Source organism: Mucilaginibacter lutimaris (genome assembly GCF_042676625.1).
Taxonomy (GTDB): domain Bacteria; phylum Bacteroidota; class Bacteroidia; order Sphingobacteriales; family Sphingobacteriaceae; genus Mucilaginibacter; species Mucilaginibacter lutimaris.
The window spans coordinates 998,958-1,012,562 of sequence record NZ_JBHTIA010000003.1 but is presented as its reverse complement, the minus strand read 5'-3'; the positions used below and the strand labels follow the sequence as shown (position 1 = coordinate 1,012,562).

Below are 13,605 nucleotides of genomic sequence, written 5' to 3'. Positions count from 1 at the left end.
CTAATATCCCCATTTTTTCATGGTTTGTAAATCAATTTTTACACAATCTATCGGGTCAAGTCCCTGGTATGATTCCTGCTCGATGATAAGATATACCGTGCCACCAATTTTTTTAGCCACTTTAAGCGTATCCTTAACCGGTAATACACCCCGGCCCAGGATGGTACTTTCGTAGCCTGTACCTTCGGTTGGTTTAGCACTCTTCACTTCATCCTTAACGTGCATGGATACAAACCTGCCGGGATATTTCTCCAGTAAGCCAATGGCGTTGTTCTCGCGGCCAAACATGTTACCAATATCCAGTTGCTGCGAAACTTTATCAGGATCGGTGTTTTGCATAATATAATCAAACAGGCGCATATCGCCCACCATGGTAGTAAATTCAAAATCGTGGTTATGGTAACCAAACTTCATATTATACTTTTGGCAAAGCTCGCCGCTTTTATTAAACCGCTCCATTGTGCGTTTAAGCAGGTCGGTATCATGGCGAACCCTTTCATCCATCCACGGGCTAATTACAAACTTTTGGCCCATTGCGGCGGCATCTTCAACAGTATTTTTCCAAACGTCGGTAAAATCATTTTTGGCGTCGTCCCAATGCGCAGGGGTCATCACGGTGTGGCCGCTTGGCATTTGCATGCCCAGGTCGTCCAATCTCTTTTTAAATTCTTTTGCTGTCCAGCCGTAAAATTTTCTATCTATATAGTTGGCGTGTTCTACATGCTGGTAACCCATATCGGCCAGTTTCTTTAAAGTACCTGCGGGGTCCTTCATCATGGCATCGCGTACCGAGTAAAGCTGTAAGCCCACCCTTTGTATAGGCGCAGGCGCTGCAAATATGCTTTTAGGCATTACTGCTGCGGCTGTAGCTGCAATGGCACCCGTTTTTAAAAAGTTTCTTCGTGATGAATTCATAGTATTTGAGATTTAGTTGAACTTAGTTTTTACTTATTGGAAACGTTGGGAAAAGTAAAGCACTGTTGCTTACAAAAGCAATATGCTTACTATCCGGCGACCACGACGGTGTGTTAATTGTACCCTGCCCGCCATAAAGGTAAGCCACAACCTTTGGATCGCCACCACCAATTGGCATTACACGAATGTATACGTGTTTATAAAATGGATGGTCGCCCGGAGCTACCTCGCTTTTGAGGAAGGTAATAAACACTATCCACTTACCATCGGGCGATACATGCGGGAACCAGTTGTTGTTATCGTCGTTTGTGATCTGCGTTTGGTTGCTGCCATCAGCATCCATTCGCCAAACCTGCATCAGCCCGCTACGTACAGAGTTAAAGTAGACATGCTTGCCATCCGGCGTATATTCGGGGCCGTCATCAAGCCCTTTAGTTGTAGTAAGCCTTTCTTCGGCACCGCCATTTACAGGCACGCGGTAAACATCATATTCGTTATTGCGTTCGCCGCAAAAAACAAGATACTTACCATCGGGCGACCAGCCATGCATATAAGATGCCCCTTTACCTAATTGAGTAACCCTGCGTGGTTCACCACCTGTAATGGGCACTACGTAACCCACAGACGGGCTCCCCTTATCATTATTACTAATGGTTAGCCACTTCCCGTCAAAGGATATTACGTGGTCGTTATTATTACCTTTTGCGCTACCGGTATTTAAAACCGACGGCGTGTTGGTGGCCAGATTAAATTTGTAAAGCAAGCCCTCGCTGTTGTAAATAAGCGATTTGTTGTCTACCGTCCAGTTTGGGGCCTGCAGTGATCTTGGCGACTGATAAATAATACGGCTGTTTTGGGTAGCCATATCCAATACTTCGATACTACTGCCAATATACTGCTTGTATGTAACCAGATCCGGCGGTGCGGGCACTACTATCCGTACGTTATTAAATATGGCCTTCTCGGTATTGTCGGCATTATGGGCGCAAACAAATATGCCTACATAAACATCATCGCCCAGGTCAAGATCTACTTTTTCTTCGGGCCCAAAAACATCGCCTTTACGGGCTACAGATACGGTATAGGTTTTCCCTTTACGCTCTAACTGTATTATATCTGCTGCGGTAATTAAAAACTTTTGCTCTTTGGTGGAATCACCATCTGCTTTGCGGTATTGTAATGATGTTAAACCATCGCCGTGTACAACAGCGTTAACATGTGCCGATGAGGTATTTAAAGACTTACGCACCATTAAGCCATATTTGCGATGCGCCTCTAAACCTTTATTAACGAAACGGGCGTTTGTGCGCAGAATAAAGTCGCCTTTGATTTTTTTCCATACAAAGCGAAACTCGTCGTGATCTGCCCAGATGTTTGTGCCCGACCCTATAACGGTATATTGTTGCAATTGGGCATCATATACAACACTACCTTGATGCTTAACTTCCCCAACATCTGTACTGCCATCAAATATGCCAACAGGTTTGCTTTGGGCACATGCACCCGCAGCAAATACAGCGGTTACCAGTAAACCGGTAAACACACAAATAGCTTTTTTAAACATCAGATTATCAGGTTATGAATATTGGGTTGCCTAAGTTATACATTCATTTCTAAAAATCACAGCGCTAAATAGCTTTTAAACAAAAAAAGGGGCACTTTCGTGTCCCTTTCCGTTTAAATTAAACCCGTATCTTATATAACCTCGGTAGCGAATATCTGCTTACCGGTTGTTGGGCAAAAAACAGGTTCGGCAGAAAGTACAGCGGGCGCTGCTTTTATATAGTCTTTATAAAACTGTTTTTTAGAATCGTGGTAATGACTCACTGCACCGATGAAGTGCATAAATTTAATGTAGTACCAGGCGCTATCTACCTGGTGTGGCTTAAAGCCCGAGCGCGCGCTTTTAGGATACAGGTGGTGGTTATTATGCCATTCGCCTGCAACAATACCCGGCCAAAGCTGGTTTATCGACATATCTTTACGGTTATGGTCAACACCTTCGCGGCGTTTATCTTCGCCTTTACCGTGGCCTTCATAATTAAATGTACGCACACCTACTGCCCAAAAGCCGGCAGCGCCAAACAGCGCGCAAGCAATCCCGATACCACCCAATAGGTAAAACACCGTAAACCAGAATGCCCAGTTAACAATAACACCCAATATCATATGAAACGGGTTTGCAATAGATCCCCATTTTTTATACTGTGCGTAAGTATTACAGGTAACGCCGGTATGTTTCATTAAAGTAATGCAACGGTTAAAACCTTTTTCTTCTAAGTTACGGTTAACCGGCTGATGATTTGCATCCGCCAGGAAACAGTATAGAAAACCGCCCTGCGCGTTATAAGGGTCGCCGGGGGTATCAGACAATGCATGGTGTACATGGTGCGATATGGCGTAAATCTCTTCCGGGATAATTTTAAGGGTAAGGTTTTGCGTTACAAAACGCCAAAAATTATTACGAAATTTAAAAGCACCATGAGTACAGTATCTATGATACCAGATGGTGCCATGTGTACCCATAACCATCATACTGTAAACAAAGGCGATAATTAGACCCTTTATACTAAAGTACTTAAACAAAAACAAGAATAAAAAAGGTGCAAGGCATAAAACCATGGCCCAGCTCATGAAAGAAAGCCAGTTTTTTTTGTCTTTAAATATATTAAGTCTTGTAAAAAATTCCGAGAAAAGTTGTTTTGGAGTTGGCTTTGAAAGCTGGCCATCAGCGTTTTTCCATCCGTAAGATGGTTCTTGTAGCACATCGTGTATAAATGCCATTCGTTAGTTTAATTAATTGGTTTTATAGGGACTTACGGACTAAAGATACCCTTTAGTTTTGAAAAATCGTTAAAAAACTTAAAGAATAATTAAATTGTCAGCATAATGTCTGCTCTATTGCAACAATTGCATTACGCTCCTCATCTACTGCAACATTTATATTACGATGGCTTTAATGCTTAAACTTTACCAATACCTTCATTGTCACATCGCTAAACAACAACTGGCATGGCAAAATACTTTACTCTTGCACTCTTTGGTATATTTATATCAGTTAAGGCTTTTGCACAATCACGGGATGTTAACGGAACGGTTACCGATACGCTTGGCCATGTTGCAGGCGTTACAGTAAAACTTACCTCAGCAGCCGATAGCATTGTTGTTGGCAGCGATCTAAACGGCAAATTCCATTTCCCGCAGGTTAAATCAAAAAATTTTAAGATAACTGTTTCCGGGTTGGGTTACCAGATGTTTACCCGCCGGTATGTAATGGATAACGATACCAAGCCTATACAGCTTGCCCCTATCAAACTTACTATACAAGTAAACAAATTAAATGGGGTAACTATTACCGCAGCCGCTGTGCCTATTGTTATAAAAGAAGATACCGTTGAATACAATGCGTCTGCATATAAAGTGCGCGAAGGGTCGCAGGTGGAGGACCTGATCAAGAAAATGCCGGGCATTACCGTTGATAAAGATGGCAACGTTACCGCACATGGCAAGCAGGTAACCAAGGTGCGCGTAAACGGCAAAAATTACTTTAGCGGCGATGTACAAACGGCCACTCAAAACCTCCCGGCAGACATTGTAGAGAACATACAGGTAATTGACGATTATGGCGACCAAGCCAACCTAACCGGTATAAAAACCGGCGAACCCGAAAAGATCCTGAACATCACTATCCAAAAAGGTAAACGCACCGGCAAATTTGGGCAGGCTACGGTAGGTGCAGGTAACAATGACCGCTACATCGCCAAACTATCCGCAAATGCTTTTAAAGAGGACAGGCAGGTCTCCGTAATAGGTACCTGGAACAACACCAATACCAACTCCTTTAACCTTGGCTCAGGCGGTGGTGGCGGTGGTCGAGGAGGACGTAACGGCGGTGGCGGCGGGGATGCCGGTGGCGTGAGTACGGCAAACGGCATTACCACCAACCGTTCGCTGGGGTTTAACTATCGTGATGAATGGGGCAAGAAAATAACGGCTTATGGCAGCTACAGTTTTGCCGACAGGGACAGGCTTACTACCAGCACATCTCAGCAGCAAATCACTTTTCCGACCGGGGTAATTGTAAATAATGATAACAGTGTGGGCAAAACCAACAACATTAACCACAGGCTCGATTTTAACCTGGAGTATCGGATAGATACGGCCAACTATCTTAAAATTAACCCCAGCTATTCATACAATTCATCAAACAGCAGTAACACCGATGTTTTTAACAATACCCGGCGTAATATTGAGATCAACGGCAATGAGCTTACCTTAACCAACGGCAATTCGCCCAGCGGAGGGTTAAGCGTGCTGTTTAACCATAAATTTAAAAAGAAGGGCCGTAATTTTAGTATTAACGGTGGTTACAATTTTTCAAAGAACGACCAGGACCAGTATGAACAATACATAACAGAGCCTCAGGACCCAACAACACCGCCATATCAACAGATATATACTAATAACAGCTCTAAAAGGGCCAATGTGAGCCTGAGTTATACCGAGCCTATTGGGAAAACCACTTACCTGGAAGCCAACTATGCTTACAACTATTCTAACACAGATAATAACCGCTTAAACTATAGAATAGACAGCACAACAAAAGCACAAACTTTTATCGACTCGTTGAGCACGGTTTATAATTACCAGTTCATTACCAACCGCTTTGGTTTAAACATTCGTGGCATTGGCACCAAATACAACTATACTGTTGGCCTTGCAGTGCAGCCTGCCACATTAAATGGCCAATCACGTAATTTCAAAACCTCAACAAGCACATTCAATTATATACCTACGGCGAGGTTCATTTATAATTTCAAAAAAAATCATTCACTGTCTGTAAACTATACCGGTACAAACAATCAGCCGTCGTTTACTCAACTACAGCTCCAGCCCGATTTTTCGAACCCCCAAAACCGTATTTACGGTAACCCGGACCTGAAGCCCGAATTTACCAACAACATCAGCCTGCGTTACAACCAGTTTGACCTTGCGAGCGGAAACTCCTTGTTTACCAATCTTTCGTTCAGTACCACGCAAAACAAAATTGTTACGAGCACACGCCCCTTAATAGGCGCGGACTCTAATCGCCTTGCCCAGGAAACGCGCTACTTAAATACAAGTGGTTATTATTCGGCTAATGGCAACTATGCTTTTTCTAAACCGTTTGCCAATCGTAAATTTACGGTAACCTTAAACGGCGGCGCCAATTTTAACAACAATATCAATTTTACTACAAATGAACTTACCGGCGAGCTTCAACGTAACCTTGCCAAAAACTGGGTATTTAACCAGGGCGCTAAGATCCGTATAGATATTGACAGTCTGATGGATACCGAGATAAGCGGTAATTACAGCATTAATAAAACACATAACAGTATACCAACCTTTTTAAGCTCGGACGCTAAAACTTGGACATTGGGACTGGATGGCCGCAATTACTTTTTTTATAACCTGGTACTTGGATACAACCTCACCCAAACCTTTAACAGTGGTTTTAGCAGCACCGTTAAAGCCAACCCTACCCTGTTAAGTACTTATGTGGAATACCAGTTCCTGAAAAACCATTTAGCTGCCTTGCGTTTACAAGCGTTTGACCTTTTTAACCAAAATACAGGCATAACCCGGTCTGTAAGCGGCAACCAGATAATTGATACCCGTACCAACCGCCTGGGCAGGTACTTTATGCTGTCATTTACCATGCGTTTGCAAAAATTTGCCGGCAGGCAGGGTGGCCGTAATGGCGGCGGCGGTGGCCGGCGAGGACGTGGAAGCGGTATGCGGGGTGGCATATAATTTTAGGTTTTTACCTATCTTTATAAAATGACAACCGGGGATAAAGTTTACCCATCAAAAAAGGGATTTTTAATTTATATGGTGATTGGCCTTATGCTAATTATGGAAGTGAGCTATATATTTAACGGCTTGTACCTCCCGGCATTACTACTAATAACTTTAACAGCGGTTATTTTTTTACCATTGCTAAATACCCGTTACACCATAACCGTAGATAATACCCTTAAAGTAAAATGCGGCTTTTTTGTGAACCTCACCATCCCTATTGAAAGTATACGTAAAATAACATCAACCAAAACAATTTTAAGCGCGCCTGCCCTATCTTTCGACAGGTATGAGATATTTTATAACAAGTTTGATTCGGTTGTTATTTCGCCTGTAAATAAAAAAGAATTTATTGCCGACCTGCAAAACATAAACCCGGCTATCGGGTATATTCATGGAGCCTAATAACCCATTATACCACTTACTAAAATGTTAAAACGCTATCTGCTGCTTATTGCCGCTATATTATCTAATACAATTTGTTTTGCGCAAGATACCATTGAGGTAAAACGCAAAATATCTAACGATGTAACCGAGATTTACAAGGTTTTAGCCAAAGATGTAAACACACGCCAGGGGTTATTTAAAGCGCTGTACAAGGGTAAAACAATAGTTGCTACCGGCCTTTACGCTAATGATAAAAAAGTTGGGCTATGGAAGTTTGCAGACCGTAAGGGTAAGATTGTGCAAACGTACGACTACACTAATAACCGCCTTTTTTACGAAGCACCCGAAGACAGCACATCTCGTATAGCTTACTTTGTGGATAAAGAACTTAAAGAGGGTGACAGAATTACTAAGCCTGTTAAAATTGGCGGGGTATTTTACGGCTATTTGCCCTACCTTACTTTGTTTACATTACCAAAAGGATTTAAAGAAATAGACCGCGACCTGGTTATTGCCACTGTTGAGCTGTTAGTAAGCCCGGGCGGGCGCCTGGCCGATTATAAAGTTAACTTAATAGCCGATGCATCGGGCAGGCCATTTAAAAGCATCAATATGAACATTAAACTACCCGATCCTGCCGATCTGGTATTTACACCAGCTACATTAAACGGCGAAGCAATTGCCTGCCGTGTTGTTATACGATGCGTGGTGAACAGCAGGCTGCATTTAGATTTTGAATAGGCACTAATAAAAAGGGAGGCGATTGCCTCCCTTTTTATTATGATATTGTCGCGCAAAATTAGTGTGCGTGGTGACCATCTGGGCCATGCGCGTGTCCGTGAGATAATTCTTCCGGAGTTGCGGGGCGTACATTCAATATCTCGCCTTTAAAGTGCAGGTCTTGCCCGGCCATTGGGTGGTTAAGGTCAACAATTACCGAATCTTCGTTAATTGATACAACCTGGCCCTGGAAACGGTTACCATTGTTATCCTGTAACGGTAATACCTCGCCTATTTGCGGCATTTCCTGGCCCTGGAACATTTCTTTAGGCAGGTTAGCAACTGCTTCTTCGTCAAATTCGCCGTAAGCTTCTGCCGCCTGTATATGAAAATCGTAAGTATCACCTGTAGACAGGGTGCTTAATTCTTCTTCAAATTTGGGAATCATTTGCCCGGCGCCAAATAAAAAGGTAAGCGGCTGCTCTTGTGTGGCGCTTTCTTGTAAGCCTTCTGTTCCGTCCTCTTTCTTAACATACAGATCGTATGTTAATGATACTACGTGTTGTGGTTGTATTTTCATCTAATGGTTTTTTGTAGGCTTGGAACTCCATCCCGCGTTAGCCGGTTATCACAATACCTGTTTATTTATATAAGGATTTAATTATTTATTTGTTTTAAAGCATCTTGGGTATTATACGCCGGTAAGCCGCAGGTTTTATCCCTGCACACAAAGATCCGGGTATCATCACCAAATTTTTCTGCCAGCAAAGGTAAACTTCCATCCTTACCTCCCAATATTATTTTATTTGGAATGTAATTTTGTTCTATTTCAATACGCTTTGCTTCGGCATCGTTACCGGTTATGGCAACTTCATAAGTGCCAAAAACTTCATCCAGCAGTAATACCGACCAGTTTGAATATGCTGAGCCATACTTAGCCAGGTGCGGTACTATGTTGCGAAGCAACTGTGCCGATACCTCCAGGTAACCTTCGATATCAAAAAACAAGCCCAGCTTTTTAAGATTACGTGCCATTACCGAGTTAGATGCCGGAATTACCCCATCCATAATTTCCGATTTTCGGGCTATCAGCATTTCATCATTATCGGCAGTGTAAAAGAATATCCCGCCCTCCCGGTTATAGTAATGCGCAAGTGTATGATCAGTAAGTTTTTGTGCACGGATAAGCCAATCTTCGTTAAATGTCACTTCGTAAAGTGCGATAAACGCGTCTATAACGTTAGCATAATCATCTAAAAATGCCTCTCCCTGATCTTGCTTATTGTAAACTCTGCTAAGCTTCACGCCTGAAACCAGATTTGTAGTTATGAAGGCAGCGTTTTTTAAAGCCAGTTCTAAATACTCCGGCTTGTTAAAAGCACGGTAAGCCTCGCAGAGCCCCTTTAACATCAATCCATTCCATGATGCCAGGATCTTATTGTCCAACCCCGGGCGGATGCGTTGGCTACGGGCTTCAAATACCTTTTGCCGGGATGCCTTAATGCGACGCAGCATTTCATCTACCGGCAGGCCCAATTTTTCGGCAAGTTCGGTATCCTCCTCTCGGCGGAAAAACACGTTTGATTCTTCTTCTTCCCAGTTCCCGGCATCGGTAACGTGGTAATAAATATTGAACAGGTCGGCATCATCGCCCAATATTTCAGATATCTCTGCCTTGGTAAAAATGTAAAATTTACCCTCCTTGCCCTCACTATCGGCATCAAGCGCCGAGTAAAAACCGTTCTCCGCCGAGGTAAGTTCGTGGCTCACAAAGGCAACTATTTCATCGGCGATGGTTTCGTAGAGCGGGTCTGAGTTCCAGGTATGGGCCTCCGCGTAAAGGCTCAGCAACTGCCCGTTATCATAAAGCATTTTCTCGAAATGCGGCACATGCCAAACACCATCAACCGCGTACCGGGCAAAGCCGCCGCCAATATGGTCATAGATACCGCCAAAGGCCATTTTCCTGAGCGTCAATTTTACATTCTCAGCCAAGGCCTCATCTTTCATCATATGCGCGTAGCGCATCAAAAACAATGTGTTATTTGGCATAGGGAATTTAGGCGCGCCGCCGAAACCACCTTCAACAGGGTCGATATACCTGCGCCAGGTGGCTATGATGGCCTCCAAATCGGCTTTGGTATATGTTGCCTGTTCGGTTACAAACTGAACCGATTCGTATTGTTTAATGCCCTCGGTTAGTCGCACGGCGTAATGTTCGGCTTCTTCGGGTTTGGTTTTGTAAAAATCGGCCAGGTTAAAAAGCAGGCTCGTCCAGTCATTCTTACGGAAGTATGTGCCCCCGTAAATAGGTCGTTGATCGGGCAGGCAAATGCAGTTCAGCGGCCACCCACCACGACCGCTCATCAACTGTATGGCGCTCATGTAGATCTGGTCGACATCCGGGCGCTCTTCCCTATCCACTTTGATGCACACAAAATACTCGTTCATTACTGTGGCAACGGCTTCGTCCTCAAAACTCTCATGCTCCATTACGTGGCACCAGTGGCAGGCAGAATAGCCTATGCTCACCAAGATCAGTTTGTTCTCGTCCTTAGCTTTTTGCAACGCTTCCGGCCCCCATGGGTACCAGTTTACCGGATTGTTGGCATGCTGTAGTAAATATGGCGAGGTGGAGTTAGCGAGCTTGTTCATATAAATAGATAATAGGCTAAAATGGTAATTGTTTTGAGGATGTGCAACCTGAGTTTTTAACCATAGAGGGCACAAAGATTTGCATCACGATGATCCACAAAGGACACAGAGGTTCTATTTGGCTCTGTGGCCTTTGTGGTTTTCCTTTGTGCACTCTGTGGTTAACTATACAGCGAGTTACTATTTTTACGGATATGACCACCAAACTCAAAGCTGCCAAAACCATTATGTTGCTGGCTGCTATCTATAATATTTTCTGGGGGATTGTAATCTCCGCCTACCCGCAGATCATCCTCTTCGGCAACCCGCCTACCGATTTCCTGCTTATCATCCTGCGCTGCGTGGGAATGCTGGTTGGGGTTTATGGTATCGCCTATTACTTCGCATCAAAAGACCCGGTGGCATACTGGCCGCTCATACTCGTCGGCTTTATTGGCAAGGTGCTTGGTTTATTATATCTGGCTCGGCAAATTGGCCCCCTCTTTCTTTTGGGTAAACGTTTGGAACGATATGATCTGGCTTGTGCCTTTCGGGTGGATAATTTGCAGGCAGTTATCAAACAGCTAAACAAAAATGGTTAACAAATTACCGGTGGTGGAAAAATTGGTTTACCAATTAATTTAGCTTTCCCGCGCAAATAACTAATTTCGCCGTACAAGAAAAAAGGAACAGGATTTGGATTATTTAGAGGGGTTAAATCCCGAACAAAAGGCAGCCGTATTACAAATTAAAGGCCCGGTGATGATCATTGCTGGCGCGGGTTCGGGTAAAACACGTGTTATTACTTTTAGGGTTGCGCACCTTATACGCAGTGGTGTAGATAGCTTTAATATACTGGTGCTTACCTTTACCAACAAGGCTGCACGCGAAATGCGCGAGCGTATCAATCATATTTGCGGCCCCGAAGCCAAAAACATTTGGATGGGTACCTTCCACTCGGTTTTTGCCAAGCTTTTACGGGTTGAGGCCAACCGCATTGGCTACCCAAGCAATTTTACCATTTACGATACCGACGACAGCAAGAGCGTACTGCGTGCAATCCTGAAAGAAATGCAACTTGACGATAAGTTATACAGCGTAAACTTTGTACTTAACCGTATCTCGGCAGCAAAAAACAACCTGGTTGGCTGGCAGGAATATCAAAATAACGAACAGATACAAGCCGACGACTTTAGCAGCGGCCGTGGTATGCTGGGCACCATTTATCAAACCTATGTGCAGCGCTGTTACCGCGCCGGCGCAATGGATTTTGATGACCTGTTATTTAAAACCAATGAGTTACTCAAAAACCACGCGGATATACTAAATAAATACCAGCAAAAGTTTAAATACCTGATGGTTGATGAGTACCAGGATACCAACTTTTCGCAGTACCTGATCGTGAAACGTCTGGCGGCTGTTAACGAAAATATATGTGTGGTGGGCGATGATGCCCAAAGTATTTATGCGTTCCGTGGCGCTAACATCCAAAACATCCTGAATTTTGAGAAGGATTATCCCGATCTTAAAATATTTAAGCTGGAGCAGAATTACCGCTCTACCCAAAACATTGTAAATGTTGCAAATAGTGTTATTGCCAATAACAAAGAGCAGCTTAAAAAGAATGTGTTCTCGCAAAAAGAAAGCGGCGACAAAATAAAAGTAATGCGCGCTTTTAGCGATAATGAGGAAGGTAAATTGGTTGCTGATGCAATTATGTACCAGCGCACCTCAAATGGACTTAAATGGCATGATTTCGCTATCCTGTACCGTACAAACGCTCAGTCGCGCTCTATGGAGGAAGCGCTGCGTAAGAATGGCATACCATACAAAATTTATGGGGGCTTATCTTTCTATCAACGTAAGGAGATCAAGGACCTGATAGCCTACTTCCGCCTTACGTTTAACCCTAACGATGAGGAAGCGCTGAAACGCGTTATTAACTACCCAAAACGTGGTATTGGGGATACCACCGTTGACCGTATTATTGTTGCTGCCGATAAAAATAATATTACCCCTTTTGAGGTGATATTAGAAGCTAACCGTTATGTAGAGAAAGCGCCTGCTTCGCTGAATGCCTTCGCGGCTATGATACAGAGTTTTCAGGTGATCACCAAAAACCAAAGCGCCTACGAGGCGGCACTACATATAGCGCAACATTCGGGTTTACTTAAAGATCTGTACGAAGATAAATCTGTAGAAGGGCTTAATCGGTATGAAAACATACAGGAGTTGCTTAACGGTATAAAAGAGTTTTCGGAACGTGAAGACATAGAAGAAAAAGGCCTGGATATATTTATGCAGGATGTGGCCCTTTTAACAAACGATGATAAAGATAAAGACAAGGATGCCGATACAGTATCGTTAATGACCATCCACTCATCCAAGGGGTTGGAGTTTCCGCAGGTGCATATTGTGGGGCTGGAGGAAAACCTTTTCCCTTCGCAAATGTCGCTTAACTCGCGCAGCGATCTGGAAGAAGAACGCAGGCTATTTTATGTAGCCATAACCCGTGCCGAATACAAGTTAACCATCAGTTATGCAACATCGCGTTTTAAATTCGGCACGCTTATTAGTTGCGAACCAAGCCGTTTCCTGGACGAGATAGACGCGAAATACCTGGAGCTCGACTTTACAGCCAAACCCGCGGCCTCTTCATCTTTTGACGATGAGCGTAGCGCCTGGACACGCAAAAACGATACATATACCAAACCTAAGGCAGCTACGGCCCCGCCGGTAAAAACCACCTCTATACTGGCCAAAGCTCACGTGCCATCGCCAGGTTTTAAGCCGTCAGATACTTCAAATTTACAAGTGGGTATGCAGGTAGAGCATGAACGTTTTGGCTTTGGTAAAGTGCTTACGCTGGAAGGCAACAAACCCGATATAAAAGCAACCATATTTTTTAAAGAAATTGGCCAAAAACAGTTGTTGCTGAAATTTGCTAAACTGAGTATAGTTGGTGTTGTGGAGTAATATAATTCCCGCTTATGTAGAATAAATTCCCCGGTTTTTTATTTCAAAACATTAACTGTGCGTTAATTGTACCGAATTAGCCCATATTTAAATATGGCATTAGGTTTGGTTAATAGTTAATACCCTTTTCCC

10 protein-coding genes are annotated in these 13,605 nt (G+C 43.5%); 5 read left to right on the top strand and 5 right to left on the bottom strand.

From position 1 onward, the window contains the following. The 3 genes from ACFQZI_RS05420 to ACFQZI_RS05410 form a co-directional block, all read right to left on the bottom strand. Nucleotides 1-915 carry a sugar phosphate isomerase/epimerase family protein gene (locus ACFQZI_RS05420; protein WP_377139431.1) on the bottom strand — a complete coding sequence of 305 codons (915 nt, stop codon included), beginning with the start codon at nt 913-915 and terminating at the stop codon, nt 1-3. A gap of 22 nt (nt 916-937) precedes the next feature. Beyond that, a complete protein-coding gene (locus ACFQZI_RS05415; protein ID WP_377139428.1) occupies nt 938-2,479 on the bottom strand; it encodes a TolB family protein in 1,542 nt (513 codons plus the stop codon). Between the two features lie 131 nt (nt 2,480-2,610). Continuing rightward, nucleotides 2,611-3,699, bottom strand: a complete 1,089-nt coding sequence (locus tag ACFQZI_RS05410) for a fatty acid desaturase (protein ID WP_377139426.1) — start codon at nt 3,697-3,699, stop codon at nt 2,611-2,613. Nucleotides 3,700-3,927: 228 nt separating this feature from the next. Between ACFQZI_RS05410 and ACFQZI_RS05405 the strand changes: the two genes are divergently transcribed. The 3 genes from ACFQZI_RS05405 to ACFQZI_RS05395 are packed head-to-tail and all read left to right on the top strand — an operon-like array spanning nt 3,928 to nt 7,884. Then, nucleotides 3,928-6,711, top strand: coding sequence for an outer membrane beta-barrel protein (locus ACFQZI_RS05405; RefSeq protein WP_377139424.1), 2,784 nt, complete (start codon nt 3,928-3,930; stop codon nt 6,709-6,711). 27 nt (nt 6,712-6,738) lie between these two features. Further along, nucleotides 6,739-7,161, top strand: a complete 423-nt coding sequence (locus tag ACFQZI_RS05400) for a PH domain-containing protein (protein WP_377139422.1) — start codon at nt 6,739-6,741, stop codon at nt 7,159-7,161. A 24-nt stretch (nt 7,162-7,185) separates the two neighbouring features. Further along, nucleotides 7,186-7,884 (top strand): hypothetical protein, encoded by a 699-nt coding sequence (locus tag ACFQZI_RS05395; RefSeq protein WP_377139419.1) that lies wholly within the window; start codon nt 7,186-7,188, stop codon nt 7,882-7,884. A 58-nt stretch (nt 7,885-7,942) separates the two neighbouring features. On the opposite strand, the gene ACFQZI_RS05390 is transcribed toward ACFQZI_RS05395, so the two are convergent. Both ACFQZI_RS05390 and ACFQZI_RS05385 read right to left on the bottom strand, forming a co-directional pair. After that, a complete protein-coding gene (locus tag ACFQZI_RS05390) occupies nt 7,943-8,443 on the bottom strand; it encodes an FKBP-type peptidyl-prolyl cis-trans isomerase (RefSeq protein WP_377139416.1) in 501 nt (166 codons plus the stop codon). Between the two features lie 77 nt (nt 8,444-8,520). Then, on the bottom strand, nt 8,521-10,518 hold the full coding sequence (locus ACFQZI_RS05385; RefSeq protein ID WP_377139413.1) for a thioredoxin domain-containing protein: 1,998 nt from the start codon (nt 10,516-10,518) through the stop codon (nt 8,521-8,523). A gap of 194 nt (nt 10,519-10,712) precedes the next feature. Here ACFQZI_RS05385 and ACFQZI_RS05380 point away from each other — a divergent pair, with 194 nt between their 5' ends. Together ACFQZI_RS05380 and ACFQZI_RS05375 are read left to right on the top strand one after the other, a co-directional pair. Continuing rightward, a complete protein-coding gene (locus ACFQZI_RS05380; protein WP_377139411.1) occupies nt 10,713-11,099 on the top strand; it encodes a hypothetical protein in 387 nt (128 codons plus the stop codon). 94 nt (nt 11,100-11,193) lie between these two features. Continuing rightward, nucleotides 11,194-13,473, top strand: a complete 2,280-nt coding sequence (locus ACFQZI_RS05375; protein ID WP_377139409.1) for an ATP-dependent helicase — start codon at nt 11,194-11,196, stop codon at nt 13,471-13,473. Nucleotides 13,474-13,605 lie beyond the last annotated feature (132 nt).

Bases quoted from the DNA above. Each gene is read 5' to 3' on its own strand.
- ACFQZI_RS05420 (WP_377139431.1), bottom strand. From the start codon at position 915: ATGAATTCATCACGAAGAAACTTTTTAAAAACGGGTGCCATTGCAGCT.
- ACFQZI_RS05415 (WP_377139428.1), bottom strand. From the start codon at position 2,479: ATGTTTAAAAAAGCTATTTGTGTGTTTACCGGTTTACTGGTAACCGCT.
- ACFQZI_RS05410 (WP_377139426.1), bottom strand. From the start codon at position 3,699: ATGGCATTTATACACGATGTGCTACAAGAACCATCTTACGGATGGAAA.
- ACFQZI_RS05405 (WP_377139424.1), top strand. From the start codon at position 3,928: ATGGCAAAATACTTTACTCTTGCACTCTTTGGTATATTTATATCAGTT.
- ACFQZI_RS05400 (WP_377139422.1), top strand. From the start codon at position 6,739: ATGACAACCGGGGATAAAGTTTACCCATCAAAAAAGGGATTTTTAATT.
- ACFQZI_RS05395 (WP_377139419.1), top strand. From the start codon at position 7,186: ATGTTAAAACGCTATCTGCTGCTTATTGCCGCTATATTATCTAATACA.
- ACFQZI_RS05390 (WP_377139416.1), bottom strand. From the start codon at position 8,443: ATGAAAATACAACCACAACACGTAGTATCATTAACATACGATCTGTAT.
- ACFQZI_RS05385 (WP_377139413.1), bottom strand. From the start codon at position 10,518: ATGAACAAGCTCGCTAACTCCACCTCGCCATATTTACTACAGCATGCC.
- ACFQZI_RS05380 (WP_377139411.1), top strand. From the start codon at position 10,713: ATGACCACCAAACTCAAAGCTGCCAAAACCATTATGTTGCTGGCTGCT.